The following is a 26,034-nucleotide window of genomic DNA, read 5'->3' as shown; positions in this document are numbered from 1 at the left end:
GGCTGGCGGCGGCCGGCGCGCGCCCGCACTTGCGTAGCGGCGAGCGCACGCCTGGCTGCAGGAGAATCTAAAACCGCTTAAGTAAGTCGGTCAAGTAGTACGTCGGCCAGCCAGGGCAGTTGTCGTTCCCATTGGTGGCCCAGGCCGCCCTCGTGGTCATTGAACGGCCACACATCGATCGTCTTCTGGATCGACTGACCGGCGGCGCCGGCCTGTTCGCCATACCGGTTGTAAGCGGCATAGACCGTCGAGGGTGGACATATCGTGTCCATGAGGGCGACCGAGAAGCGGGCCGGCGCGACGGCCCGCCGGGCGTGGTTGACCGCGTCGACGTACGACAAGGTGCGGAACGCCGCGTCCGCGTGTCCCCGGTTCACCGACAGGTACCGCGACACCTCCGCGTACGGATCGGTGGCGGCGATCTCGACCGCGCGCCGGATGTGGCACAGGAACGGCACGTCCGGCAGCACCGCCGCGATGTCGGGCACCAGACCGGCCACCGCCAGTGCCATGCCACCGCCCTGGCTGCCGCCGGCCACCGCCACCCGGTCGGCGTCGACTCCGTCGATGGACCGGAGGGCCTCCACGGCCCGTACGGCGTCGGTGTAGAGGCGGCGGTAGTAGTACTCCTTCGGATCGGTGATGCCACGGGTCATGAATCCGGGCGTGGCCGGGCCGGAGCCGACCGGGTCGGGGGTGTCACCACCGTCGCCCCAGCGGCTGCCCTGCCCGCGGGTGTCGAGGAAGAGCTCCGCGTAACCGGCCACCGCCCAGCCCAGATGCCCGGTCGGCAGCCCGCGGCCGCCACCGTAGCCGTTGCAGGTCAGCACGGCCGGCAGCGGCGACGTCGTCCCTCGCGGCCGGGTCAGCCAGCCGCGAACCGGCTGACCGCCGAATCCGGCGAAGGTCACGTCGAAGACCTCGACCAGCGCCAGCGCGGTATCGGCGGCCGTCAAGGTCAAGTTGAGGTCGTGTTGCCGCGTTTCGGCGAGTGTGCCGGTCCAGAACTCGTCGAAATCCGCCGGCTCGGCGACCTCGGGGGAGTAGCCGGTAAGGCTTTCCGGGTCCAGGTCCCACAGTGGCATAGGTCCAGTGCTCCTCTTCGGACGAGACAAGTCTGCGACACGGCGTCATCGAAACCACCCTGACGAAGGCTTGACATCGTTACTTGACAACCCAAACTTAAGCAGCTTAATAATGGCTCGGCGAGGTCGAGTTCCACCGCCGTGTCGCTGTGGATGCGTCGGCGCGACCCGCGCCCGAGCGTCGCCGCCTCCTCCGCGGCGATCCGACCGAGGGATCCGCTGATGCCACTTTTCTCGCGACGCCTGTCCCGGCGTCCTGGCCTCGCGACGGCCGCTGCCGTAGCGGTGGCCCTGACCGCCACAGGGTGCTCCATCACGTCCTCCACGGGCGGCGGGGGCGCCGGTAAGCCCAGCTCGATCACCATCTTCAACGGCAATACGAACACCGTCACCGAGAACTGGAACCCGTTCTCGCCCAGCCTGCTGCAGCCGACGCTGGGCGTGATCTATGAGTCGCTGTACTACTACAACCTCGCCACCGACGTCGCGCCGAAGCCGATGCTCGGGACCGCCTTCAAATGGGATGCCCAGGGCAAGCAGCTGACGATCACGACCCGGGACGGGGTGAAGTGGTCGGACGGCCAGCCGTTCACCGCCCGGGACGTCGCGTTCACCTTCGATCTGATCCGGAGGACGCCGGCGATCAACGCATCCGGACTCAAAATCACTTCAGCGCGGGCCACTGACGATCACACCGCCGTGCTGACGTTCCCGGAGACCTCGTTCACCGCGGAGCCGAACATCCTCGGCAACACGCCGATCCTGGCGCAGCACAGCTGGAGCTCGATCTCCGACCCGGCGAAGACCACGAACCCGAAGCCGGTCGGTACCGGGCCGTACAAATTGAAGTCCTTCTCTCCGCAGACCTACGTGCTCGAGAAGAACCCGGCCTACTGGCAGCCCGGTAAACCGCAGATCGACACCGTTCGGTACATCTCGCTGACGACGGCCGACGCGGCCAGCGCCGCGCTGACGGCCGGGCAGGTCGACTGGATGAGTGCGTTCCTGCCCGGTTTGGACAAGATCCTCGGCAGCCACAAGGATCTGACCTACGTCAACACGCCGGCGTTGACAACATCCATCTTCACCTGCTCCAACGCGGCCAAGGGCTGCAGCGGTCCGCAGACCGACACGGCGGTCCGTCAGGCCATCTACTACGCCATCGACCGTGACCAGTTGAACAAGCTGGCCGGCGGGGGCTTCGCGGTAACCGGTTCCCCGACGATGCTGTTGCCCGACCGGGACCAGAAGTGGATCGCGGACGCCGCCGACCTCAAGACGCCGGCCGGCGCCGACGTCGCGAAGGCCAACCAGATCCTCGATGAGGCCGGCTGGGTCAAGGGCAGTGACGGTATCCGGAGCAAGGGCGGCCAGCGGCTGACCCTCACGATCCAGACCGTGACGGGCTGGAGCGACTACATCTCGCTCAATGACTCGATGACCCAGGCACTCAAGCCGGTGGGTATCGAGCTCAAGCCGCAGCAGCTGTCCTACAACGAGTGGAACAACAACGAGGTACAGGGCAAGTTCCAGCTTTCCCTGGACTCGATCGGGCTCGGCGCGTCCTCGAACCCGTACTTCACCTACAACCCCAAGTACTCGACCGTGACCACGGCCAAGGTCGGGCAGAACGCCTCCACCAGCGGCAACTACGCCCGCTACAGCAATCCGAAGGTCGACCAGGCGATCGCGGCGGCGGCCGCCACCAACGACGAGAACACGCAGAAGCAGCAGTACGCGGTCGTCCAGCAGGAGATCGTACGGGACCTGCCGTACATCCCGATCTATGTCAATTCCACGCTGACCGAGTTCAACACCAGCCGCGCGACCGGATGGCCCAGCAACGCCGACAAGTACGCCTTCCCGGCGTCCTGGAAGGCCTGGGACAACGGCGTCGTGCTGTCGAACCTGAAGCCGGCCAAGTAGCCGTGCGTCGGCGCCGAGGAACACGAGTGGAAGGGCCCGGACCCACGTGCGCTACATCCTGAGGAAGCTCGGGTTCTACCTGGTCGCGCTGTGGGCGGCGCTCACGGTGAATTTCTTCATCCCGCGGCTGATGCCGGGCGATCCGGTCGACATCCTCATCTCCAAATTGGGGCAGCACGGCCCGGTGACCCCGGAGACCCGCCGCTCGATCGAGGCGCTCCTCGGCGCCGACTCCCACCAGTCCCTGCTTTCGCAGTACGGGGACTATCTGCAGAATCTCGCCGCCGGGCATCTGGGTGTCTCGGTGTCCTACTTCCCGGCCAGCGTGAGTTCGATCATCGTGGCGACGCTTCCGTGGACGATCGGGCTGATCGGCCTGTCGACGATCCTGTCCTTCCTCATCGGCATCGGGTTGGGCACCGTGGCCGGCTGGAAGCGGGGTTCCTGGCTGGACAACGTCATCCCGGTCACCACGATGTTCCAGTCCGTACCGTACTTCTGGCTGGCGCTGATCCTGCTCTTCCTGTTCGGCAGCACCTGGCAGGTCTTCCCGCTCAATGGAGGCTACGACGTCTACAACGTCGAGCCGGGCTGGAGCGGGCAGTTCCTCGGATCGGTGGTCTATTACGGCACATTGCCCGCCTTGACCATCATCATCTCGTCGGTCGGCGGCTGGATGCTCGGCATGCGCAACATGATGGTCTCGACGCTGTCCGAGGATTACATGCTCACCGCCGAGGCCAAGGGTCTGCGTCCGGGGCGCATCATGCGGACCTACGCGGCACGCAATGCGATCCTGCCGTCGGTCTCGGGCTTCGCCATCTCGCTCGGGTTCGTGGTCGCCGGCTCGATCGTCACCGAGGCGGTCTTCTCCTATCCCGGTATCGGCTCCGCGCTGCTGCAAGCCGTCGGCAGCAACGACTACGCGCTGATGCAGGGCATCTTTCTGGTGATCACGCTGTCGGTACTGGGCGCGAACCTGCTGGTCGACCTTCTGTACTCCGTCATCGATCCGCGCACCCGGGCGCGAGGCTGAGAGGACACCATCGTGGCACTGACCACCCAGGCCGCCGGGCCGATCGGCGCCCCGGACGGCGCCGGCGCCGCCTCGAGACCGGCCCGGCGGCGGCTCGGACTGCCGCCGATGACCGGCAAGCTCGCCGCCGGGCTGATCATCGGCGGCGCGATCCTGTTGTTCGGTCTGCTCGGTCCGTTGTTCGTCCAGGACCCGTCGCGGGTGAACGACATGGGCTTGACCGGGCCGACCGGCCAACACCTGCTCGGCACCACCCAGACCGGGCAGGACGTGCTCGCGCAGCTGGCGTACGCCACCCGGGGCTCGCTGACCATCGGCGCGATCGTCGGGCTGCTGACGCTGATCCTGTCCGCCTTCTTCGGCGTCGTCGGCGCCTACGCCGGCGGCGTGGTGGACGAACTGTTCTCTCTGTTCACCAACGTCATGCTCGTCATCCCGGGCCTGCCGCTGGTGATCGTCATCTCCAGCTACGTGCCGGACAAGAGCCTGTGGCTGGTGGCGCTGGTGCTCTCGATCACCGGCTGGGCGGGCTCGGCCCGGGTGTTGCGCGGCTACACCTTGAGCCTGCGCAACCGCGACTACGTTCTGGCCTCCCGGGTGGCGGGGGAGAAGCGGTGGCGCACGCTCGCCGTGGAAATCCTGCCCAACCTGATGCCGTTGCTCGCCTCGCAGGTCGTATTCGCCGTCATTTTCGCCATCCTCGGCGAGGCCGGCCTGTCGTATCTGGGCCTCGGCGCGAGTGGCTCGTTCACCTGGGGCACGATGCTCTACTACGCGCAGAACGGCCTCGCGCTGCGGCTGGGCGCGTGGTGGTGGTTCGTTCCGCCGGGCCTGATGCTGGCGTTGTTCGGCGCCGCTCTGTCTCTGATCAACTTCTCGATCGACGAGATCATCAATCCCAAGCTGCGCAATCAGACCCGCGCCGCCCGCCGCGCCTGGCGGATGTCACCGCAGCAGCTGGAAACCGCCAAGGAGGCCACGCTGTGAGCACACCGGCATCCCGGCCGCCGGTCAAGCCGGTCGTCTCCGCGCCGGTCCTGACCGTCGAAGACTTCAGCGTCGACTACCTCGTCGACCCGGTCGTGCACGCGGTCCGCAACGTCTCCCTCACGCTACGCCGGGGTGAGGTGCTCGGGCTGGCGGGGGAGAGCGGCTGCGGCAAGAGCACCCTCGCGTACGGCATCGTGCGGCTGCTCAAGCCGCCGGCCGTGATCTCTTCGGGCCGGGCGGTGTTCCACTCCCCTGAAGGGTTCGACATCGACTGGAACGAACTGCACGCCGAGGACCTGCGGGCTACCCGCTGGGACAAGATCTCCATGGTGTTCCAGGGCGCCATGAACTCCCTCAACCCGGTGATCTCCATCCGCGACCAGCTCGAGGACATCTTCATCGCCCACCGCCCCGAGATGGGCCGTCGCGAGCGCCGCCGGCGGTGTGCCGAGCTGCTCGACCGGGTCGGCGTGGACCCGGGCCGGCTCAACGCCTACCCGCACGAACTGTCCGGAGGCATGCGGCAGCGCGTCATGATCGCCATGGCCATGGCACTCGAGCCGCAGGTCATGATCATGGACGAGCCGACGACCGCCCTGGACGTCGTCGTGCAACGGGAGATCCTGCGCGAGATCACCCGGCTACGCGACGAGCTCGGCTTCGCGGTCATCTTCATCACCCACGATCTGCCGCTGCTTCTGGAGATCAGTGACCGCATCGCCGTCATGCGGGCGGGCCGGGTGGTCGAGCTCGGTGACGCATTGCAGCTCTACACCGGTCCGAAACACGAATACACCAAGCAGTTGCTGGCGTCGTTCCCCAGCCTGACCGGCGAACGCGGATCCTTCGTCCGGGGCGGCATGGACGAACGCCTGCTCGCCCTCGATGCCGTGCGCGTGAACGATCCGAAGACCGGGAGTGCCGCATGACCACCTTGGAGGCCCACAACCTCATCAAGCAGTACCACCTTCGACAGGGGGTGCGTACCCGCCCGCTACGCGCCGTTGACGACGTGAGCTTCACGCTCGACCCGCGGCGCACGGTCGCGCTGGTCGGGCAGAGCGGCAGCGGGAAGTCGACGATAGCCAAGTTGTTGCTCCAGCTGGAACGGCCCACCTCCGGCGAGATCCTGCTGGACGGCAAGTCGGTCGAGCGTCGCGGCGCCGGGCTGAAGCGCTACCGCCGGACGGTGCAGATGGTCTTCCAGGATCCGTTCGCCTCGCTCAATCCGTTCCACACCGTCGAGCACCATCTTCAACGTCCGGTGCGGCTGCACCACCCGCAGTTGACCAAGGACGAGGTGCACCGCCGGGTTCTGCAACTGCTCGAACGCGTCCGGTTGACGCCCGCCGAGAATGTCGCCGCCCGCCGCCCCCACGAGCTCTCCGGCGGCCAGCGCCAGCGCGTCGCCATCGCCCGCGCCCTGGCGCCCGAGCCCGGCATTCTGATCGCGGACGAGCCGGTCTCGATGCTGGACGTCTCGATCCGGCTGGGCGTGCTCAACCTGCTGGCCACTCTGCAGCGTGAAGAGGACCTCGGTGTCCTCTACATCACCCACGATCTGGCCACGGCCCGGCACTTCTCCGACGAGATCCTGGTCATGTACCAGGGCCGCATCGTGGAGCGGGGCACCGCCGACGACGTCATCCTGAGTCCGCAGCACGAGTACACGAAGACGCTGGCGGCCGCCGCTCCCAACCCGGAACGGCGGATCGGCGAACTGCGCCGCTGAACGACGCCTGCGCTGCTTTCCTTCAGTAACTTAAGAATGTATTCCGGCTGACGACTTCAGAGACGACGGGACGCCATCACATGATCAAGAACGACCTCCATTCGGGCTGGACCGTGCGGGCTGTCGGCGGCGTCCCCCCGGAGGTCGGCGACTCGCCGCTGACCGCCACCGTGCCGGGCACCGTGCACACCGACCTGCTGGCCGCGGGGCTGATCCCCGATCCGTACGTCGGCACTCACGAGGCGGACCTGCGGTGGCTGCATCGCAGCACCTGGCGATACGACACCACGGTGTCGGCCGCGCCGGCCGCTGCCGACGAACGCCTCGACCTCGTGTTCGACGGACTGGACACCGTCGCCACGGTGTTGCTCGGCGGGGTCGAACTGGGTCGCACCGCGAACATGCACCGCAGCTACCGGTTCGACGTGCGGGAGGCCCTGCCGGGGACCGACACCTCGCTCGCGGTGCGGTTCGATTCCGCGCTCGAGCATGCCGAGGCGGTCCAGGACCAGGTCGGCGCCCGGCCGCGCGCCTATGACCATCCGTTCAACGCCGTCCGGAAGATGGCCTGCAGCTTCGGCTGGGACTGGGGGCCGGACCTGCAGACGGCCGGCATCTGGAAGCCCGTACGTCTGGAACGCTGGCGTGTGGCCCGGCTCGCGCAGGTACGCCCGCTGGCGACCCTGGACGCCGACGGCAGCACCGGCCGGCTACGCGTACACGTCGAGATCGAGCGCTCAGGGCTGGAATCGGCTCGTGACCTGCCGATCCGGGTAACCGTCGGTGACCTCCCGACCAGCTCCGCGGGCGTCGTCGGCGACATCACCGTCCCGGCGAACGCGGACTGCGGCGTCGTGGAGTTCGTCATACCGCGAGCCCCGGTATGGTGGCCGGCCGGGTACGGCGATCATCCACTGGCTCGGGTCACGGTCGAGTTGCTCGACCCGGCCGGCGAGGGCGCCGCGCTGGATACCTTCGTCCGGCGGGTGGGCTTCCGCTCGGTGACGCTGGACCAGAGCCCCGATGAGGCCGGAAGCCGCTTCGCGCTGGTCGTCAACGGCCAGGAGATCTTCGCGCTCGGACTCAACTGGATCCCCGAGGACCACCTGCTGACCCGGTTGACCCGGCAGCGGTACGCCGAAGCGGTCGACCGCGCGGTAGCGGCCAACGCCAACCTGCTCCGGATCTGGGGCGGCGGCATCTACGAGTCCGACGACTTCTACGATGTCTGTGACGAGCGCGGCGTCATGGTGTGGCAGGACTTCCTGCTGGCCTGCGCTGCCTACGCGGAGGAGGACCCGATCCGCTCCGAGATCCTGGCCGAGGCCCGGGAGAACGTCACCCGGCTGTGCTCGCACGCGTCCCTGGTCATCTGGAACGGCGGGAACGAGAACATCTGGGGTCACGAGGACTGGGACTGGAAGACCCGCCTCGGCGGCCTCAGCTGGGGGGCCCGCTACTACTACGAGGACTTTCCGGCCCTGCTGGCCGAGCTGGACCCGACCCGGCCGTACCACCCCGGCAGCCCGTCCAGCCCCGGCTTCGATCCGGAACTGGTACACCCCAACGACGACCGGTACGGTACCCGCCACGAGTGGGAGGCGTGGAACCGGCGCGACTACACGTGGCACGCGAATTTCACGCCGCGGTTCTGCTCGGAGTTCGGCTGGCAGGCGCCGCCCGCCTGGTCCACCCTGACCGCCGCGCTGGAACTTCAGGACCTGCGCAAGGAGTCACCGGGTTTCCTGCTGCATCAGAAAGCCGCCGACGGCAACGGCAAGCTCGATCGCGGCCTGGCCCACCATCTGCCGGTGCCGGCCGAATTCCCCGCATGGCACTGGGCGACCCAGCTCAATCAGGCCAGGGCAACGACGTACGCCGTGCAGTACCTGCGCTCGCTCGCTCCGCACACGATGGGCAGCATCCTCTGGCAGCTCAACGACTGCTGGCCGGTGACCTCGTGGGCGGTGGTGGACGGCGACGGCCGGCTCAAGCCGGCCTGGTACGCGCTGCGCCGGTCGTACGCGCCGCGTCTGATCAGCTTTCAGTTGCGCGGCGACGACGTGACTCTGGCCGCCGTCAACGACACCGCAGAGCCGTGGGAGGGGCGGGTAAGGCTGGTACGCAGCGACTTCGACGGCCGGGAACTGGCTACCGCGGAGATCGATCTGCTCGCACCGCCCCGCGCGGTGACCGACACACCGCTACCAGCCGACCTGCTCGCGGTCGGGGATCCCAGCCGCGAGGTGGTGATCGCCGACATCGACGGGCTACGCGCCGTCCGGCTGTTCGCGGAAGACACCGAGCTCGCCTACGAACCGGACGCCGTCTCGGCCGCCGCCGAGCTGACGCCCGACGGCTGGGCGGTGACGGTGACGGCCTCGTCGTTCGCCCGAGACGTAGCCGTGCTCGCCGATCGGATAGCGCCGGACGCGATGATCGACGACATGCTGGTCGACCTGCTGCCGGGCGAGACACGGACATTCATCGTCCGTACCGGCACCGTCGTAGACCCGGAGGCTTTCACCGCACCCGAGGTGCTGCGTTCAGCGAACGCCCTCGTCGTGCCGGCGGGTGCTCGCTGAGGCCGGCCATGGACGACACGCTCGACGCACCGAGGCTGATCGGTCTCGTGCTCACCGAGAATGCCGCCCGGGTCGGCGTCGAGCCCTTCTTCATGGAGCTCATCGGCGGCCTGGAACAGGTCCTCGCTCCTACCGGTGCCAGCGTGTTGCTACTGGTCGTTCGCGATGCCGCCGCGGAGTTGGCGACGTACGAACGGTGGGCCGCCGGTGGCACGGTCGAAGCGGTGGTCGTGGTGAACCTCGTGCACGGCGACATCCGCCCCGCGCGGTTGGCCGCTGCCGGGCTGCCGGCGGTGCTCGCCGGTCGCTACCCAGGTCCGGCGGCGCTCACCAGCGTGGTGACCGACGACGCCGGCGCCATCGACGCCGCGGTCGAGCTGCTGGGCGGCCTGGGGCACCGGATCATCGGCCGTGTCAGCGGACCGGCCGACCTGGTGCACACCGCCGAGCGTTCGGAAGCCATGCGCGCGGCCGGGAAACGGCTGGGCATTCAGGTACGCATCGTCGAGGCCGACTACAGTGCCCAGGCAGGTGTGCGAGGCGCTCGCGAGCTGCTGGCCGACCGGCCGCCCCCCACCGCGGTGGTGTTCGACAACGACGTGATGGCCGTCGCTGCCGAGGAGGACCTGGTGCGCTCCGGGGTACAGGTGCCCGAGCAGATGAGCCTGCTGGCCTACGCCGACTCCGCGCTCTGTGAGCTGGCGGTCCCGCCCTTGTCGGCGATGAGCGTCGACGCGCATGAACACGGCGTCGGCATCGGCCGGGCCGTACTCGACGTGCTGGCCGGCGCTCCGCGCCGCGACCACGCCGGTCCACCGATCCGGATCGTGAGGCGGGCCAGTACGGGCCCCGCGCCGACCTAGAGAAGAGGGTGCGGCGACCGGGTAATGGCTCGATCGGCTTCTCCCGTTCCAGCTACTCTCGAGCAGCCGACCAGGCCGGCAATGTGTCCTAGCAGCGAAACGCGCGCCGGAGCGGTCGTACAGAAAAGGGGGCTGCCATGGGCACCTCGGCATTGGCCCACGACGGTGTCAATCCGGGCCGTAACGGCCCGGGGGCACGGGAACGAATCCTTGATGTCATCCGGGCCGCCGAACCGCTCAGCCGGGTCGAGCTGGCCGCAAGGACCGGGCTCACCGAAGCCGCTGTCTCGATGACGGTACGCCGGCTGCTGGATGAAGGCCTGGTCGTGGAGACCGGCCGGGCGCCCACCGCCGGCAAGCCGCGCACGCTGCTGGGTCTGGACTCCGGCGCGCGCTTGTCGGTCGGGATTCACCTGGACGAGGGGCTGACGACCTACGCCTTGACCGGTCAGACCGGAGGTGTGATCTCGCGACTGGCCCGGCCCGCACCGGCCGACATCGAACCCGACAGCGTCGTCCGGGATCTGGTGGCCGGAATCGACGCACTGCTTGACGGCTCGGGTGTGGACCGCGCGCGCTGCTGGGGCATCGGCATCGTCTGGCCGGGACCGCGCGATGGGGTCGCTGGGCTCGACGAGCCGCCTCCGCACCTGCGGGGTTGGCGCAGCCACGATCTTGGCCGTCGGATCGCCGAGGTGACGGGCTGGCCGGTGCACGTGGAGAACGACGCCACCGCCGCCGCAGTGGGCGAGTACTGGGTGGCCCGGCTGGACCGGAATCGGCCGTTCGCGGCCCTCTACCTGGGCAGTGGCATCGGCGGCGGACTGATGCTGGATGGTGTCGCGCTACAGGGACGTCATGCCAACGCCGGCGAGTTCGGTCATGTGATCGTCCAAGTGGACGGGCCCGCGTGCTGGTGCGGCAGCCGGGGCTGCCTCGAGGCAGTGGCCGGGCCTCGCGCCGTCGTCGAGGCCGCCCGGGCCGACCCGGTGGCCGCCGCGGAGGCCGAACTGGATTCGCGGACCGGGGTGCACCGGACGGTCACGGAATTCACCGCGATAGCTCGCGCGGCACGAGCCGGCGGCCCCCGTTGCACAGCTTTGCTGACCGAGTCTGCCCGTTATGTCGCCGCGGCCGCCGAGTCACTGGTCAACCTCCTGGACATCGACCTGCTGGTGCTGACCGGTCCTGGATTCGCCGCCGCATCGTTCATCTACGGCCCCGCGATCAGATCGCGGCTGACCGCGGCCGACGCCCGGACCTGGCACCGCGCGGTGTCGGTCACGGTGTCCTCGGCCGCGGCGATGGCGTCAGCCACCGGCGCCGCAGCGTTGGTGTTGCAGTCCCAGTTGCGCAGTTGAGGCCTCCACACGCCGACCTCTCCACCGCCCGGCCCGGCCCCGGAGCCCCGGGCGTCCCTGACGATCGCTCCGGTGGCAACGGCGGCCCGGCACTCCTAATATTTGCCGGGTGACTCCCCATGTCAGCCGCGCTCGATGACACCTTCGCCCGCCGCCGGCCACCTGTGCTGGGCGTACGACGATCTCGCCGACTTCCGGGCCTGCGCGGTCGAGTTCCTCGGTGCGGGCGCCGCCGCGGGCGAACTCACGTGGTACGTCGGTGCGACCGCCACCTCGGAGGTCGCCGCCGTCCTCGGTGGCACCGGGCGGTTCGTCGACGTCACCGAGGCCTACGCGACCGGCTCCGTCGTCGATCCGGCGGCCCAGGTCGCCGCCTACACCGCGGCCACCGAGGCAGCGCTCGCCGCCGGTTACTCCGGGCTCCGGGTCGCGGCCGAGGTCAGCGGGCTGGTCGGCAGCCCGGCCCAGCTCGACGCCTTCGCGCGGTACGAGTTCGCCATCGGCCGCTACATGCTCACCGCACCGATGCGGGCGGTGTGCGGCTACGACCGCGGCGCGCTCGGTGACACCGCGATCGCCGAGGCGGCCTGCCTGCACCCGCGTTCGAGCGCCGGGGCCACCCCGTTCCACCTGCATCCGGCCGACCCGGAGAGCGACGACGTGTTCCTCGACGGCGAGCTGGACGCGGCCACCGAAGACCTGTTCACGGCGGCGCTGCACCGGACCGGCCCGGTGCGTACCGGGCGGCCGATCGTCGTGCACGCCGACGGCCTTCGCTTCGCCGACCACCGCAGCCTCCTGATCCTCGAGCGGTTCGCCGAGCGGCACGGCACGACCGCCGTCCTGCGCACCCCGCACACCGGGACACAGCGGCTCGCCGACCTCCTCGGACTCCGCCACGTCCGGATCGAGGCCGGGGCATGAGAACCGGAGCGGCGGCCGGGCACCACGGCTACTACCACGAGGCGGTCTGCTACGACTCCGACGAGCACCTGCTCGGCGTCGTCGTGCCGTTCCTGACCGGCGGTGCCGAGGCGGGTGAGCCCGCGGTGGTGGCGCTCGGGCAGCGCAACGCCGAGCTGGTCCGGGCCGCGCTTCCGGCGGACTGCCCGGTCACCTATCTCGCGGGCGGCGACACCTATGCGCGCCCGGCGGCGGCCATCCGCGCGTACCGCGGCATGCTCGGCGACCTCGTCGCCGGCGGCGCCGCGCAGATCCGCATCATCGGCGAGCTGCCGGCGGCGTCCTTCGGCCCGGTCTGGGATTCGTGGGCCCGCTACGAGTCGGCCATCAACCACGCGTACGACGAGTTCCCGCTGTGGAGCATGTGCGCCTACGACGTGCGCACCACGCCCGTGCCGGTGCTCGACGACGTCGCGCGTACCCATCCCCGGACCGCGCTGCCCGACGGCCGGCACCCGGCCAACGAGCCCTACATCGACCCCCGCGTCTTCCTGGCCGAGCGGCGCCCGCTGCCACCGGACCGGCTCCGCGCGACCGCACCCCGAGCCGAACTGACCGGTCCCTCGGCGAGCCGGGCCCGGCAGGCGGTGCGCGAGACGGCGCCGACCGGGCTGGCCGCGAGCGATCTGGACGAGTTCCTGGTCGCGGTCAGCGAGATCGTCACCAACGCCGCCCGCTACGGGCAGCCGCCCGCCCGGATGCGGATCTGGACGGACACCGCCCGCGTGATCGTCGAGGTGACCGACGCGGGCCACGGACCGGGCGACCCGTTCGCCGGGCTGCTGCCGGGAAACAACGCCAACGGCGGCGGGCTGGGCCTCTGGATCACCCACCAGATCTGCGGTCACGTCGCGTTCACCTCCGACGAGCACGGGTTCACCGTGCGCCTGAGCACCGGCAGCCCGGTCGTCTGAGACGCTACGGCTGGGGCCGGACGATCGAGCGCGGCGTCAGACCCAGACCGCGTACGTGCGCGGCGATGTCGCCGAGCGCGGCCACCCAGACGTCGTCGTGCGAGGTCACGTGCTCCATCAGGCGGCCGAGTTCGCGGGCCCGGGACGGCCGCCCGGTCAGGAACGGGTGGTTGGTCATCACCCAGCAGCCGCCCACCTCGTGCAGCGCGTCGAACTCGGCCTGCCACAGCTCGCGCGCCTTGGCCGGCGTCTCGATCAGCCCGCTGCCGGAGATGTCGGGCAGATAGCAGAACTGCTCCCAGTCGTCGAGGCTCCACTGGATCGGGATCTCCACCAGGCTGCGCCGCTCGTCGACGCGCAGTTCGTACGGGGCGTCGGCGTCCATCAGGCTGGAGTCGTACAGGAAGCCGCGCTCGGCCAGCAGGGCCGGGGTGTGCCAGGACAGGTCCCACATCGGCGCCCGGTAGCCGGCCGGGGTGACGCCGGCCGTACGCCGCAGCGCGTCCAGCCCGCGGTCCAGCGCCTCGATCTCCTGCGCCCGGCTGAGCCCGGTCGGCTGCTCGTGCAGGTAGCCGTGGTGGGCGATCTCGTGCCCGGCGGCGACGATCGCCTTGACCGTCTGCGGATAGCGCTCGGCCGTGTAGCCGGGCACGAAGAACGTCGACCGGATGCGGTGCCGTTCGAGCAGGCCCAGCAGCCGTGGGACGCCGACCAGCGGGCCGTACGCCTGGTGGCTGATCACGCTCATCCGGTCGGCGTGGTGCGGGGCGTTCCACAGGATCGCCGACTCGGCGTCGACGTCGAACGTGAAGGCGGCCGCGGCGGAGAACCCGTCCGGCCAGTTCACCGGCTGCTCCGCATCGCCATCAGCGTCACGAACTCGTACGCCAGGTTGGCCGCCGCCACCGCGGTGATCTCCGCGTGGTCGTAGGCCGGTGCCACCTCGACGATGTCGGCGCCGACCAGCCGCAGCGGCTGGAGTCCGCGCAGGATCGCGAGCAGTTCCCGGCTGGTGAGGCCGCCGGCTTCCGGAGTGCCGGTGGCGGGCGCGAACGCCGGGTCGAGCACGTCGATGTCGACCGACACGTACAGCGGCGCGTCGCCGACCCGGTCGCGGATCCGGTCGACGATGCCGGGGACACCGATGCTGTCGACGTCGCGGCTGTGGATGGCGGTGAAGCCGAGCGCATCGTCGTCGGCGAGGTCCTGCCGGTCGTACAGGGAGCCGCGGAGGCCGACGTGGGCCGAGCGGCCCTTCACGATCAGGCCCTCCTCGCTCGCCCGGCGGAACGGCGTCCCGTGCGTGTACGGGGCGTCGAAGTAGGTGTCCCAGGTGTCGAGGTGGGCGTCGAAATGGACGAGCGCGAGCGGTCCGTGCCGCTCGTGCAGCGCCCGCAGCACCGGCAAGGCGATGGTGTGGTCGCCGCCGAGAACCACGACGGGCCGGCCGTCCCGGGTCACCTCGGCGACGCCGTCGCGGATCTGAACGAGGCCGGCCTCGATGTCGAACGGGTTGCAGGCGACGTCGCCCGCGTCCACCACCTGGGCGATCCGGAACGGCGCCGCGTCGAGCGCCGGGTTGTAGGGCCGCAGCAGCCGCGACGCCTGGCGGATGGCCGACGGGCCGAACCGGGCCCCCGGCCGGTAGGTGACGCCGGAGTCGAACGGGACGCCCAGGACGGCCACGTCGTAGTCGCCGACGTCCTCGCGGCGCGGGAGCCGGGCGAAGGTCGTGAGCCCGGCGTAGCGCGGAACCTGGAGTCCGTCGACCGGCCCGATGACGCCGTTGTCGTAGTGGAGGTGGTGCTCGTTCACGCTGCCCCTTAGGCTCGGGTTCGGTTTTCGCCGCCGTTGACCTGCACGATCTGGCCGACCATGGACTGGAGCCGGAAGTCGGCCAGCAGCGACACCGCGGCCGAGATCTCGGCCGGCGCGCCGATCCGTCCGATCGGGATCGCCCGGGCGTACTCGGCGTGCATCTCGGCCAGTGGCCGACCGGCCGCGTCGGCGTCCACCTGCAGCTGAGGGGTGTCGATGACGCCGGGTGCGATCGCGTTGACGATGATGCCGTCCGGGGCGAGTTCCCGCCCGAGCGTCTTGACCAGCGCGATCAGCCCGGCCTTGGACGCCGCGTACGCGGTCGCCTCCGGCCATCCGGTCACGCCCCACCCGCTGGAGACCACGATGACCCGGCCCTCGCCGCGGGACCGCATCCCGGGCACGGCCGCGCGGATCAGGTGGAACGTACCGGAAAGGTTGGTCTCGATGATCCGCCACCAGTCGTCCGGATCGTGGTCGAGGAAGGGCGCCATGCTCATGTACGCGTGGTTGGCGACCAGCACGTCGAGGCGCCCGAAGCGCCGCTCGACCGCGCCCACCAGCGCGGTGACCGCCGCCGGATCCCGCACGTCGGCCGGCATCGCGACGCCGCCGACCCGCGCGGCCACCTCGTCGAGGGCCGCGCCCGGCACCCGGTCGTTGACGACGACGGTCGCGCCGTCCGCCGCGAGCCGGTCGGCGTGGGCGGCGCCCATGCCCTGGGCGGCGCCGGTCACGAGCGCGACCCGGCCGGTGAGGTCGGTGGCACCCATTCAGATCACCGCTCCGGAGTTGGGATTGAGGACCTCACCGACCGCGAACGTGCCCTCTTCGAGCAGCCACGCGACGCACAACGCCACCTCTTCCGGTTTCGTCAACCGGCGTAACGGCAGGGTGGCCAGGTAGTCCGGGGCCCGCCAGGGTGAGTCGGGGGCGAGCAGGGGCGTGTCGGTCGGGCCGGGCGCGACGGCGTTGACGCGTACGCCCGAAGGCGCGACCTCCGCGGCCAGGCTGCGGACCAGTCCGAGGATGGCGCCCTTGGCCGCCGCGTAGTGCGCGTCCTCGGCGCCGCCGCCGACCGCGAGCTCGCTGGCGATGGCGACGATCTCGCCGGACCGGCGCCCGAGCATGCCCGGCAGTGTGGCGCGGGTGAGGTTGACCAGGCCGCCGAGGTGCACGCCGAGCATCCGCTGCCAGCGCTCCGGTTCGATCTGTTCGACCGGCAGCATCTCGTAGTAACCGGCGACGGAGACAGCGGCCTGAACTGGGCCGAGTTCGGCGACCGCGCCCGCCACCGCCGCCGCGTCCCGCACGTCGACCCGGGCCGAGAAGTCGCAGCCGTGAGCGTCCACGAGGTCGAGGCCGGCCACCCGCCATCCGCGGTCCTTCAGCTCGGCCGCGATCGCCGCGCCGATGCCGCTGGCCGCGCCGGTCACCACCGCCACCCGGGTCACTGTCGCACCCCGACGGGTTCCTCCGCCGACGCCGTGATCCGCCCGCGCATCGACACGAAGATGACCGCGCCGACCGCACCGAGGACGGCGACCGCGATCCACACCGACCAGTCCAGGTAACGGTCGGCGTTCACCGCGCGCGGCCAGGAGATGTTGAGGAACTCGAACGCCGCCCAGAGCACCGCGATCACGGTCAGCGGCAGCGACCATCGGCCGAGGCTGAACGGCCCCGGCTGCCACGTGCCGCGCAGCTGCACGGCCAGGGCGCCGACCAGGGCGAACAGGAAGGCCAGGAAGAACCCGCCGGTGGTGAAGTTGACCATCAGCGCGTACACGTTCGGCGACACGTTGCTGAGCAGGAACAGCAGCGCGCCGATCACCGTGGTCACGAGAATGGCCACGACCGGTTGCTTCTGGCCGCGGGAAAGCCGGGCGAGCAGCCGCGGCGCCGGCAGCGCGTGGTCGCGGGCGAACGCCCAGATCATCCGGGAGCCGGAGGTCTGCAGGGCGAGGAAGCTGGCCAGGAAGCCGAAGACGAACAGCACCTCGACCGGCCGGGCGATGCCGCTGCCCAGAGCGGCGGTCAGGGTGCCGTATACCGGGTCGGCGACGTGGTCGGGGGCGTCCGGCGCCGAGGTCACGTCGCCCATGTCCGGGATGGCCAGGATGATCGCCAGGCTGGAGTACATGACCACGATCGCGATGAAGGTCAGCGAGAAGATCACCGCCTTGGGCAGGTTGCGCCGCGGCTCGTGCACCTCCTCGGCGATCGCGCCCGCGCTCTCGAACCCGACGAACGACCAGCCGATGAAAGCCACCGCCACCAGGAACGGCCCGGAGAGCGAGAAGTAGCCGTGGCCGCCATGGGTGAGCACCGACAGCGGCTGGTGGCGGTGGAACAGCAGCAACCAGGTGCCGAGGCCGAGGGACCCGATGACCTCGGCGACGATGCTCGCGGTCATGAAAATCTTGAGGGCCTGCCGGCCGATCAGGTTCAGCGCGGTTCCGGCGATCAGGATCGCCGCCGCGATCCACGACTTCTGGCCGGGAGTCGGTGCGTCGACGCCGAAGATGTTGGCCAGGAACCCGGCCGCGCCCAGGGCGACGGTCGCCATCGCGATGACCAGGGTCCAGAGGTACGCCCATCCGGCGAACCAGCCGTAACCCTTGCCGACCAGCCGGCGCGACCACTGGTAGATCGAGCCCTCCAGCGGCCACCGCGAGACCAGCTGGCCGAAGACCAGCGCGACCAGCAGTTGCCCGGCGAAGACGACCAGGAAGCCCCACCAGAACGTGCCGCCGGCGACCCCGATCGCGAGACCGAAGATGCCGTACAGCGCCACGATCGGCGAGATGAACGCGAAGGCGAAGGCGAAGGACGACCACAGCGAGAACTCGCGCCTCAGCACGTGGTCGGGATGGGGTGTCGAGGACGCGTGGCTCATCGGACCTCCGGGGATTCTTTCGGCGAAAGATCCCGGGATGGAGAGGCAAAGCACAAGGTCAAACCCTTATTGCGGTACGAGACGACGAGCTCGCGGTCCCCGGGTTGTACGATCCTCCAAAGGAGCAGCCCCGTGCCGGACACCCCGCCGCCGACCACGCTGGCCGACCTCGTCGGCGAGCCCTCGCTCGACCTCGAGTGCGCCTACCCGGCGGGCGGGCTCGACCGGCCGGTCCGCTGGGCGCACTCCACCGAACTGCTCGACCCGTCGCCCTACCTGTCCGGCGGCGAACTGGTCTGCACCGTCGGCACCGCGGTCACCGGCGACGAGACGGCCCGCCGTCTGGTCGGCGCGGTCGCCGCGGTGGGCGCCAGCGGCATCTGCTTCGGCACCGGCGACGTGCACGACAGCGTGCCCGAGGCTCTGCTCGCCGCCTGCCGGGCCCACGCAATGCCCCTGCTGGTGGCCCCGCTCGGCCGGCCCTTCATGGCGATCAGCGAGTGGATCGCCGACCGCCGCGCCGACGCCGGCACCTCGGAACTCCGGGCGGCCGAGCGCACCGGCGAACTGATCGCCCTGGTCGCCGAGCGCCTGGCCGCCCCGGCCGCCCTCGAACCGCTGGCCACGGCCGCCGGCCTGGCCACGGGCGCCCTGATCTTCTCGGTCTGGCCGGCCGGCACCGCCCGGCGGCTCGGCCCCGCGCTGGGCACCGTCGCCGCCCTGCTCGGCGACACCTCGGCCGTGGCCTTCGCCGTCACCGCGTCCGACGCTCCGGTCCGCCGCGCCTCCGCCGACCTGAGCCTGCCCTGCGGCTACAGCCGGACCGTGCCCCTGGCCGACTCCTCCCGCGCCCTGTCCGAGGCCCGGGCCGCCTTCGACCTGGCCCGGCGCCGCCCCGGCGAGGCGGTCGGCCCGGCGGGACTGGCCACCCTGGAGGGCCTGCTCGCCCAGCAGTCCCCGGACCGGCTGGCCCCGTTCGTCGACCGCCTGCTCGAACCACTGCTGCGCAGCGACCGCGACCGCCGTACCAACTACGTGGCGACCTTGCGGGCCTTCCTGGCCGCCAACGCGTCCCTGATCGACACCGCACGGGCCCAATACCTGCACGTCAACACCGTCCGCCACCGCCTGGAACGGGTCCGCGACCTGACCGGCTCCAACCCCCTCGAGGCCACCGGCCGCACCGACCTGACGATCGCCCTCTGGGCCAACGACCACCTCGGCCCGACCCGCTGACCACACCCGAAGCGGTTCAGGAATACAGCCGCGCCAGGTCAACCACCGTCGCCAGCCGCTGGAGATGGTGGCGACCCATCACCTCACCCCATTTGACCTCGCCCAGGGACAGGATGCGCCGGGGACTGTTCGCCTGCTGCGCTGCCATCGCCACCACGTCGATCTCGAGCTGTGTGCGGTTCGCCGGGTCGTTGACCGTGCCGGAGCCGACTTCCGCGGGTTGTTCGGCGAAAAGAGTGTCGCCGGACTCCAGGGCGAAGGCCCGAGGGTCGGAGAGGCCCCAGAACTCGGCGGACTCCCGATGTCGAACGGCTGAATTACGAGCTCGAGGCTCGCCGACAATGCCGAACATGCGCGCTATCGCGTCGTAAGCCGCGACGGCCTTACCGGGCCACCTGGAAAAGCTTGTTCAGCTGGTTGTTGAGCGTGGTGAGCGACGAGACCGGTGCGCTGCCGATGTAGACCGCGTCCATGCGCGGGTTCATCAGGGCGGTGATGTCGGCGGCGTTGCTGGTGACCGGGAACAGGAACGTGGTCTTGTTCTTGACCTGGTCGGTGAACGGGGTGACGTCGAGGCCGCGTTCGTCGCGGTTGTAGTCGACGGCCAGCTGCGTGCCCTGCGGGCGCGCGGGGAAGACCACGCCGGACTTGCCGATGATGTCCTGGCACTGCTCCCCGGAGAGGAACTTTACCCACTTGGCCGCGTTCTCCGGCTGCTTCGAGAGCGTGGTGACCGAGTCGGCGAGGCCGTTGAACATCGAGGCTCGTTGCCCGTCCGGGCCGGTCGGGGTCGGTGCGATCCCGATCTCGAGTTTCTTGCCGGCGGCGTCGGTGAGCTTGCTGAAGGTGGAGATCATCCACGATCCGCTGAGGCCCATGGCCGCGATGCCGGACTGGATCTGCTTGTCCGGCCCGATCGGGTTGGCGCCCCCGATCTCCCCGTAGGTCGGCATGTATCCCTTGCGGGCCAGGCCGAAGTACCAGGCCAGGGTCTGCTGGAAGACCGGCGAGTCGAGATCGAAGTGGGTGCCCCACGGGTTGCGGTCGGTGGCCTTCCAGCCGGCGCTGCCGGTGAAGGCGGACCACTGGGTCTGACCCCAGCCGCCGCCCCCGGAGCCGTCCGAGCCGAGCCCGTACTGCTTGACGTGGCTCTTGTCGAAGCCGGGCTGGTCGCCGCGGACGCCCCTGTTGTCGATCGTGAGGTGCGCGACCAGCTTCTCGAACGTGCCGCCGTCCTGCGGGTTCCAGCTCAGGTCGTTCAGGGTGGCCGGGTCCACGCCGGCCGCCTTCAACGCCGCCGCGTTGTAGAACATGGCGATCGTGTCCCAGTCCTTCGGCGTGCCGTACCGGTGCCCGTCCTGGCCCTTCCACAGCTCGGCGAGGCCGGCCTGGTAGTCGGAGTCCTGCACGTCGCTGGTCGGGCCGAGCTCGTCCAGCGGCTGCAGCACCTTGAGGTCGGCGAACTGGGCGAACTTCGAGAGGTGATCGGTGAAGACGTCGGGGGCGGTGTCGGCGATGAAACCGGCCGTCAGCTTGGACCAGTAGACGTCCCAGCCGTACTGCGAGATGTGCACCCGCAGCCCCGGGTTGGCCTGCGCGAAGGCGTCCGCGCATTTCTGATAACCGGGCTGCTGGCCGGAGTCCCAGAGCCAGTATTCGATGGTGCCGCCGCCCGCGGAGTTGGTCGCGTCGGCGCCGCTCCAGCCGCAGCCGGCGAGAAGCATCACGGAGAACAGTGCTATTAGGCGGCGTCTCATTTGATCCCACTGAATCCGATCGAGTTCACGATCCGCTTGGCGAAGAAGAAGAACAGGATCAGCATCGGGAGCGCCGCCACCAGCGTGGCCGCCATCAGGCCGGACCAGTCCGGCCCGGTCTGCGGGGTCTGCGATTTGAAGACTCCCAGCGCCACGGTCAGCACGCGCGACCGGTCGGTGTAGCTGACCATCAGTGGCCAGAAGTAGTCGTTCCACGAGGTGATGTAGGTCAGGATCGACAGGGTCGCGATCGGCGCCGACGCCATCGGCAGGATCAGCCGGAAGAAGACCCGCACCTTCGAGGCGCCCTCGACCAGCGCCGCCTCCTCGACCTCGGAGGAGATGCCGAGGAAGAACTGGCGCAGGAAGAACACTGCGAACGGGGTCATCAGCATGTTCGGCAGGGCGATGCCGAGCAGCGTGTCGACCAGGCCCAGCTGCTTGATCAGCACGAAGTTGGGCAGCAGCGTGAAGATCGACGGGATCATCAGGCCGGCCAGGAAGAAGCCGAAGACCTTCTCCCGATGCCGCCATCGCAGGCGGGCGAACGCGTACGCGGCCATCGCCGAGAAGAAGACCTGCCCGACGGTGACCAGAGTGGACACGATGACCGAGTTGAGCAGGTAGTGCCAGAACTGGATCGCCTGGCCCGCCCCGCCGGCGTCGATCGCGGCCTGGCCGGTCTGCAGGCCGAAGACGCGCTCGAAGCCACCCCACGAGAACCGCACCGGCAGCACGCTGTCCGAGCCGGCGTAGAGGGCGTTGTTGCTCGAGAGGGCGGTGCGCAGCATCCAGTAGAACGGGAAGAGACTGACCAGGATTATCAAGATCATGAAGACCCAGGCCAGGGCTCGGCCGGGATTGAACGCCGCCCTCGGCGACGGTTCCGATTCCGTACGCACGTCCGGCGCGGTCACCGGCACGGTGGTGATAGCCATGGGGTTCCCTCCTCAGGCCAGGTCGGAAGATTCGGCGCGAGTCAGCCGGTACTGCGTGAAGGTGATGACCGCGAGGATGACCAGCAGGGCCACCGACATCGCCGAGGCGTAGCCGAACTGGAAGCGGCCGAACGCCATGTCGTAGATGTAGTACTGCAGCACCCGCGAGGAGTCGACCGGTCCGCCGCGCGTGGCGATCGCGACGGTGTCGAACACCTGGAACGAGCCCACCACCGTGATGATCAGTACGAGCGCCATGATCGGGCGCAGCAGCGGCACGGTGATGCGGCGGAACATGGTGACCTCACTGGCGCCATCGATCCGGCCGGCCTCGTAGACGGTCTCGGGAATCGACTGCAGGCCGGCGAAGATGAGCAGCGCCGTGTAGCCGACGTGCCGCCACACGTTGATCAGCGCGATGGTGGGGATGACCCACGCGCTGTCGGAGAGGAAGGCGATCCGGTCCAGCCCGAGCAGCGCGATGACCTTGTTACCGATGCCCAGCTGGTAGTCGAGGATCCACAGGAACACCATCGCGGCGACCACGTTCGACACCAGGTAGGGCGTCAGGACCAGGCCGCGCAGCCAGGTCCGCCGGGTCAGCCGCTGCATCATCACGGCGATGACCAGCGCCAGCGCCGTCTGGATCACGATGTTCACGACCACGTAGTAGAGGGTCACCTTGAGCGCGTTCCAGAACACCGGGTCCTGGACCATCCGGACGTAGTTGTCGACGCCGTTGAACTTCGGCGGCGTGAGCAGGTTGAACTTCGTGAAGCTCAGATAGATGCCGCGCAGGGTCGGCCACACCATGAAGACCAGGAAGCCGATCAGTGCGGGGGCGATGAACAGGATCGCCAGCCGGGTGTCGTCCCGGCGCTTCGGCCCCGCGCCCGCGGTTCTCGGGGCGTGCCGGGTGGGGGTAGTGGTGCTGATCGCCATCGGGTCTCCTTCGCCGGAGAATGTGCCTTGGCTTTATTTGCAATCTGATTGAAAATGACCATCGGTCAATGCTGTGACAAGGGTCACTCGTAGACTGGGCAGATGGTGAAGAGCGCCCGATCGCCGGCGACGCGACCGGGACTGTCATCGGCCGAACTGGCGGTCACGCGACACCTGCTGATCCACGGTCCGTCCACCCGCCAGGACCTCGGCGACCACCTGAACCTGTCGTACGCGTCCACGTCCCGCCTCGCCCGTGCCCTCGTCGACGGCGGCATGGCATCCGAGGCGCTCGTGCCGGAGACCGCGATCGGACGCCCGCGCCAGGTTCTGACCGCGGTGCCCGCCGCCCGCCACGTGGTCGGCTGCAAGCTCACCGCCGACACCGCCTACGGCGTGGTCTGCGACATGCTCGGCACCGTCCGGGCCACCGCCCGGATGGCGCTGCCGAAGCCGGACGCGCGGGGCACGGTGCCGTTCGCCGCCGCCGTGACGGTCATCGCCCGGCTGGTGGGCCGGCTGGCGCGCCGGGTTCCGGCCATCGACGGCATCGGGCTGGCGGTCGGCGGCGTGGTCGCCCGGCGCGCGATCGTGACGGAAGGAACCTTTCTCGGCTGGCGCGACGTCGACCTCGCCACGCCGGTCGCGGAGCACACCGGACTGCCGGTGATCGTGACCAACGACGTCACCGCGCTGGCCCGCGAGCAGCTGTGGTTCGGCGCCGGGCGCACCCACTCCACGTTCGGCGTCGTCACGGTCGGCGCGGGCCTCGGGTTCGGCGTCGTCCGTGAGGGGATCGCCGTCGAGGAACTGATCGACAACGGGCACCTCCTCGCGCACGCGCCCGTCGACCCGCGGGGACCGCGATGCCGGCTCGGCCATCCCGGATGCGTGGCGGCCTATCTCAATCGCGAGGACATCGAGGACCACGCCGGCCGTGCCCTCGGCCGTCCGGTCACCTTCGACGAGATCGTGGGCGCGAGCGACGCGGGCGACCCCGCCGCGACGGACCTGATCTCCGGCGCGGCCCGGGCGCTCGGCCACCTGGTGGCCACGTTCGCCGGAGCGCTGCAGAGCACCTGCGTCGTGCTGGCCGGGGAGGACGTCGCCGCCCTCACCGCCTCACCGGCGATGAACGAGGCCGTCGCCGACCGGCTGCGGCCGGGCCCGCACGAGGTCCAGCGGTGCGCCCTCGACATCGTGGCCACGCCGCTGACGTTCACCGACTGGGCCCGCGGCGCGGCCGTGGTCGGCATTCAGCACGTCCTCGGCGTCGTCTGACTACGGCCACTGTGCGCCCAGGGCCTCCACGTAGACGCTGTAGAGCGACCGGCTGGCCGTCATGAACAGCCGGTTCTTCTTGACGCCGCCGAACACCAGGTTGGAGCAGGTCTCCGGCAGGTGGATGCGGCCCAGCAGCGTCCCGTCGGGCGCGTAGCAGTGCACCCCGTCGAACCCGGCCCCGCCGTCGCCGGCCGCCGCCCACAGATTGCCGTCACGGTCGCAGCGGATCCCGTCCGAGCCGCCCGGGGACATGTCCACGAAGACCCGGCCGTTGACCGGCCGGGTGCCGTCCATGTCGAAGACCCGGATGTGCCCGATGTCGACCACGTAGAGCCGGCTCTCGTCGGGCGAGAAGCACAAGCCGTTGGGGCGGTCCATGCCCTCGATGACCGGCTCACCGGCTCCGGTGGAGGGGTCGATGCGCCAGACGTACCGGCCGATCTGCTCGTCCGCCTCGTCGCCCTCGTAGTTGCCGACGATGCCCCAGCCCGGATCGCTGAACCACACCGCCGCGTCGCGGCTCACGATCACGTCGTTGGGTGCGTTCAGGGGCTTGCCGTCGTACGAGTCCATCAGCACCGTGATCGTGCCGTCGTGGTTCGTACGGGTGACCCGGCGGGTCAGGTGCTCGCACGTGACCAGCCGGCCGACGAGATCGCGGGTGTTGCCGTTCGCGTTGCCGGACGGCTCCCGATAGGGCTCGACCCGGCCCGTACGCTCGTCCCACCGCAGGATCCGGTTGTTGGGGATGTCCGAGAACAGCAGGTACCGGCCGTCGCCGAACCACACCGGCCCCTCGAGCCAGCGCCCGCCGGTCCACAGCCGCTCGACCACCTCGTGGCCGACGATCAGCCCGGCGAACCGCCGGTCGACGACCTCGACGGCCGGATCGGGAAACCGCACGATCGTCCGGTCCACGTCCCACGCATACATCGCGTCACCCCCTGCCCACGTACGGCATCCTGGTCGCCATCACGGTCATCGTCAGCACGTTGGCGTCCAGCGGCAGTGACGCCATGTACCGCACCGCCCGGGCCGCCTCGGCGATGTCCATCACCGGTTCCGGCCGGACGCTGCCGTCGGCCTGCATCGTGCCCGCGGCCATGCCGGCGCCCATGGCGGTCGCCGCGTTACCGATGTCGATCTGCCCGCACGCGATGTCGTACGGCCGGCCGTCGAGCGCCGTCGACCGGGTCAGCCCGGTGATCGCGTGCTTGGTCGCCGCGTACGCAATCGATCTCGGCCTCGGCGTATGCGCCGAGATCGACCCGTTGTTGATGATCCGGCCGCCGCGGGGGTCCTGGCTCCGCATCACCCGGAACGCCTCCCGGGTGCACAGGAACGCGCCGGTCAGGTTCACCGCCACCACCTGGTTCCAGGCGTCCAGCGGCAACTCGTCCAGCTCGACCGCGGGCGCCGAGGTGCCCGCGTTGTTGAACAGCAGGTCGACCCGGCCGTGCCGGGCCACCACGGTGTCGAACAGCCGCCGCACCCCGGCCTCGCTCGTCACGTCGGTCGGCACCGGCTCGATCCGGTCGGTCTGCGCCGCCACCTCGTCGAGCGCACCGGGCCGCCGCCCGGCGATCGCGACCGTCCAGCCGTCGCCCGCCAGTTCCCGTGCCGTGGCCGCCCCGATCCCGCTTCCGCCGCCGGTCACCACGGCTACCCTGACGCTCATGCTGGATCATCCTGCCACCCCGGCCGC

At 69.9% G+C, this 26,034-nt stretch carries 24 protein-coding genes; 12 read left to right on the top strand and 12 right to left on the bottom strand.

What is annotated here, in order from left to right; genetic code table 11:
• Positions 1–77 precede the first annotated feature (77 nt).
• Entirely contained in the window at positions 78–1,085 is a 1,008-nt protein-coding gene (locus ACIA5C_RS02530) for an acetylxylan esterase (protein WP_396050448.1), read from the bottom strand.
• 222 nt (positions 1,086–1,307) lie between these two features.
• On the opposite strand from ACIA5C_RS02530, the gene ACIA5C_RS02525 reads away from it, so the two are divergent.
• The 10 genes from ACIA5C_RS02525 to ACIA5C_RS02480 all read left to right on the top strand — a co-directional run bounded on the left by ACIA5C_RS02525 (position 1,308) and on the right by ACIA5C_RS02480 (position 13,455).
• Positions 1,308–3,011 (top strand): ABC transporter substrate-binding protein, encoded by a 1,704-nt coding sequence (locus ACIA5C_RS02525; protein ID WP_396050446.1) that lies wholly within the window; start codon positions 1,308–1,310, stop codon positions 3,009–3,011.
• Positions 3,012–3,057: 46 nt separating this feature from the next.
• A complete protein-coding gene (locus tag ACIA5C_RS02520) occupies positions 3,058–4,047 on the top strand; it encodes an ABC transporter permease (RefSeq protein ID WP_396050444.1) in 990 nt (329 codons plus the stop codon).
• A 12-nt stretch (positions 4,048–4,059) separates the two neighbouring features.
• Positions 4,060–5,034, top strand: a complete 975-nt coding sequence (locus tag ACIA5C_RS02515; protein WP_396050442.1) for an ABC transporter permease — start codon at positions 4,060–4,062, stop codon at positions 5,032–5,034.
• On the top strand, positions 5,031–5,966 hold the full coding sequence (locus ACIA5C_RS02510; protein WP_396050440.1) for an ABC transporter ATP-binding protein: 936 nt from the start codon (positions 5,031–5,033) through the stop codon (positions 5,964–5,966). Before ACIA5C_RS02515 ends, ACIA5C_RS02510 begins: the two co-directional genes overlap by 4 nt.
• Entirely contained in the window at positions 5,963–6,769 is an 807-nt protein-coding gene (locus tag ACIA5C_RS02505) for an ABC transporter ATP-binding protein (RefSeq protein WP_396050438.1), read from the top strand. Before ACIA5C_RS02510 ends, ACIA5C_RS02505 begins: the two co-directional genes overlap by 4 nt.
• Positions 6,770–6,849: 80 nt before the next feature.
• Positions 6,850–9,354 carry a glycosyl hydrolase 2 galactose-binding domain-containing protein gene (locus tag ACIA5C_RS02500; protein WP_396050436.1) on the top strand — a complete coding sequence of 835 codons (2,505 nt, stop codon included), beginning with the start codon at positions 6,850–6,852 and terminating at the stop codon, positions 9,352–9,354.
• Positions 9,355–9,362: 8 nt separating this feature from the next.
• Positions 9,363–10,217 (top strand): LacI family DNA-binding transcriptional regulator, encoded by an 855-nt coding sequence (locus tag ACIA5C_RS02495; protein WP_396050434.1) that lies wholly within the window; start codon positions 9,363–9,365, stop codon positions 10,215–10,217.
• Between the two features lie 137 nt (positions 10,218–10,354).
• Positions 10,355–11,578: an ROK family protein gene (locus ACIA5C_RS02490; RefSeq protein WP_396050432.1), complete on the top strand. Its 1,224-nt coding sequence runs from the start codon at positions 10,355–10,357 to the stop codon at positions 11,576–11,578.
• Positions 11,579–11,713: 135 nt separating this feature from the next.
• A complete protein-coding gene (locus ACIA5C_RS02485; protein WP_396050430.1) occupies positions 11,714–12,502 on the top strand; it encodes an MEDS domain-containing protein in 789 nt (262 codons plus the stop codon).
• The gene (locus ACIA5C_RS02480; protein ID WP_396050428.1) at positions 12,499–13,455 is read left to right on the top strand and encodes an anti-sigma factor RsbA family regulatory protein; all 957 of its coding nucleotides are present in this window, start codon (positions 12,499–12,501) and stop codon (positions 13,453–13,455) included. Before ACIA5C_RS02485 ends, ACIA5C_RS02480 begins: the two co-directional genes overlap by 4 nt.
• Positions 13,456–13,459: 4 nt before the next feature.
• On the opposite strand, the gene ACIA5C_RS02475 is transcribed toward ACIA5C_RS02480, so the two are convergent.
• The 5 genes from ACIA5C_RS02475 to ACIA5C_RS02455 are packed head-to-tail and all read right to left on the bottom strand — an operon-like array spanning position 13,460 to position 18,172.
• The gene (locus ACIA5C_RS02475; protein WP_396050426.1) at positions 13,460–14,302 is read right to left on the bottom strand and encodes a polysaccharide deacetylase; all 843 of its coding nucleotides are present in this window, start codon (positions 14,300–14,302) and stop codon (positions 13,460–13,462) included.
• Positions 14,299–15,270, bottom strand: a complete 972-nt coding sequence (gene speB / locus ACIA5C_RS02470) for an agmatinase (protein ID WP_396050425.1) — start codon at positions 15,268–15,270, stop codon at positions 14,299–14,301. The genes ACIA5C_RS02475 and speB overlap by 4 nt, the downstream gene beginning before the upstream one ends.
• 8 nt (positions 15,271–15,278) lie before the next feature.
• Positions 15,279–16,046 carry an SDR family NAD(P)-dependent oxidoreductase gene (locus ACIA5C_RS02465; protein WP_396050423.1) on the bottom strand — a complete coding sequence of 256 codons (768 nt, stop codon included), beginning with the start codon at positions 16,044–16,046 and terminating at the stop codon, positions 15,279–15,281.
• Positions 16,047–16,727 carry an SDR family NAD(P)-dependent oxidoreductase gene (locus tag ACIA5C_RS02460; protein WP_396050421.1) on the bottom strand — a complete coding sequence of 227 codons (681 nt, stop codon included), beginning with the start codon at positions 16,725–16,727 and terminating at the stop codon, positions 16,047–16,049.
• Positions 16,724–18,172, bottom strand: a complete 1,449-nt coding sequence (locus ACIA5C_RS02455; RefSeq protein ID WP_396050419.1) for an APC family permease — start codon at positions 18,170–18,172, stop codon at positions 16,724–16,726. Before ACIA5C_RS02455 ends, ACIA5C_RS02460 begins: the two co-directional genes overlap by 4 nt.
• A 132-nt stretch (positions 18,173–18,304) precedes the next feature.
• Between ACIA5C_RS02455 and ACIA5C_RS02450 the strand changes: the two genes are divergently transcribed.
• Complete coding sequence (locus ACIA5C_RS02450; RefSeq protein WP_396050416.1) at positions 18,305–19,408, top strand: PucR family transcriptional regulator; 1,104 nt, start codon at positions 18,305–18,307, stop codon at positions 19,406–19,408.
• A 16-nt stretch (positions 19,409–19,424) separates the two neighbouring features.
• On the opposite strand, the gene ACIA5C_RS02445 is transcribed toward ACIA5C_RS02450, so the two are convergent.
• From ACIA5C_RS02445 to ACIA5C_RS02430, 4 genes are read right to left on the bottom strand one after another with little or no spacing between them, the layout of a single operon-like run.
• Positions 19,425–19,760 carry a hypothetical protein gene (locus tag ACIA5C_RS02445; RefSeq protein ID WP_396050413.1) on the bottom strand — a complete coding sequence of 112 codons (336 nt, stop codon included), beginning with the start codon at positions 19,758–19,760 and terminating at the stop codon, positions 19,425–19,427.
• A gap of 31 nt (positions 19,761–19,791) precedes the next feature.
• Positions 19,792–21,132 carry an ABC transporter substrate-binding protein gene (locus ACIA5C_RS02440; RefSeq protein WP_396051997.1) on the bottom strand — a complete coding sequence of 447 codons (1,341 nt, stop codon included), beginning with the start codon at positions 21,130–21,132 and terminating at the stop codon, positions 19,792–19,794.
• 29 nt (positions 21,133–21,161) lie between these two features.
• Positions 21,162–22,103, bottom strand: a complete 942-nt coding sequence (locus tag ACIA5C_RS02435) for a carbohydrate ABC transporter permease (RefSeq protein ID WP_396050411.1) — start codon at positions 22,101–22,103, stop codon at positions 21,162–21,164.
• Between the two features lie 12 nt (positions 22,104–22,115).
• Positions 22,116–23,045: a carbohydrate ABC transporter permease gene (locus ACIA5C_RS02430; RefSeq protein ID WP_396050408.1), complete on the bottom strand. Its 930-nt coding sequence runs from the start codon at positions 23,043–23,045 to the stop codon at positions 22,116–22,118.
• Positions 23,046–23,147: 102 nt separating this feature from the next.
• Between ACIA5C_RS02430 and ACIA5C_RS02425 the strand changes: the two genes are divergently transcribed.
• Positions 23,148–24,326 (top strand): ROK family protein, encoded by a 1,179-nt coding sequence (locus ACIA5C_RS02425; protein ID WP_396050406.1) that lies wholly within the window; start codon positions 23,148–23,150, stop codon positions 24,324–24,326.
• On the opposite strand, the gene ACIA5C_RS02420 is transcribed toward ACIA5C_RS02425, so the two are convergent.
• Both ACIA5C_RS02420 and ACIA5C_RS02415 read right to left on the bottom strand, forming a co-directional pair.
• The gene (locus tag ACIA5C_RS02420; protein WP_396050403.1) at positions 24,327–25,262 is read right to left on the bottom strand and encodes an SMP-30/gluconolactonase/LRE family protein; all 936 of its coding nucleotides are present in this window, start codon (positions 25,260–25,262) and stop codon (positions 24,327–24,329) included. It lies immediately after the preceding gene.
• Positions 25,263–25,266: 4 nt separating this feature from the next.
• Positions 25,267–26,007 carry an SDR family oxidoreductase gene (locus ACIA5C_RS02415; RefSeq protein WP_396050401.1) on the bottom strand — a complete coding sequence of 247 codons (741 nt, stop codon included), beginning with the start codon at positions 26,005–26,007 and terminating at the stop codon, positions 25,267–25,269.
• Positions 26,008–26,034: the final 27 nt, after the last annotated feature.

The organism is Actinoplanes sp. NPDC051343 (genome assembly GCF_044455125.1).
Lineage (GTDB): Bacteria > Actinomycetota > Actinomycetes > Mycobacteriales > Micromonosporaceae > Actinoplanes.
This window is presented reverse-complemented; position numbering and strand designations above follow the sequence as displayed.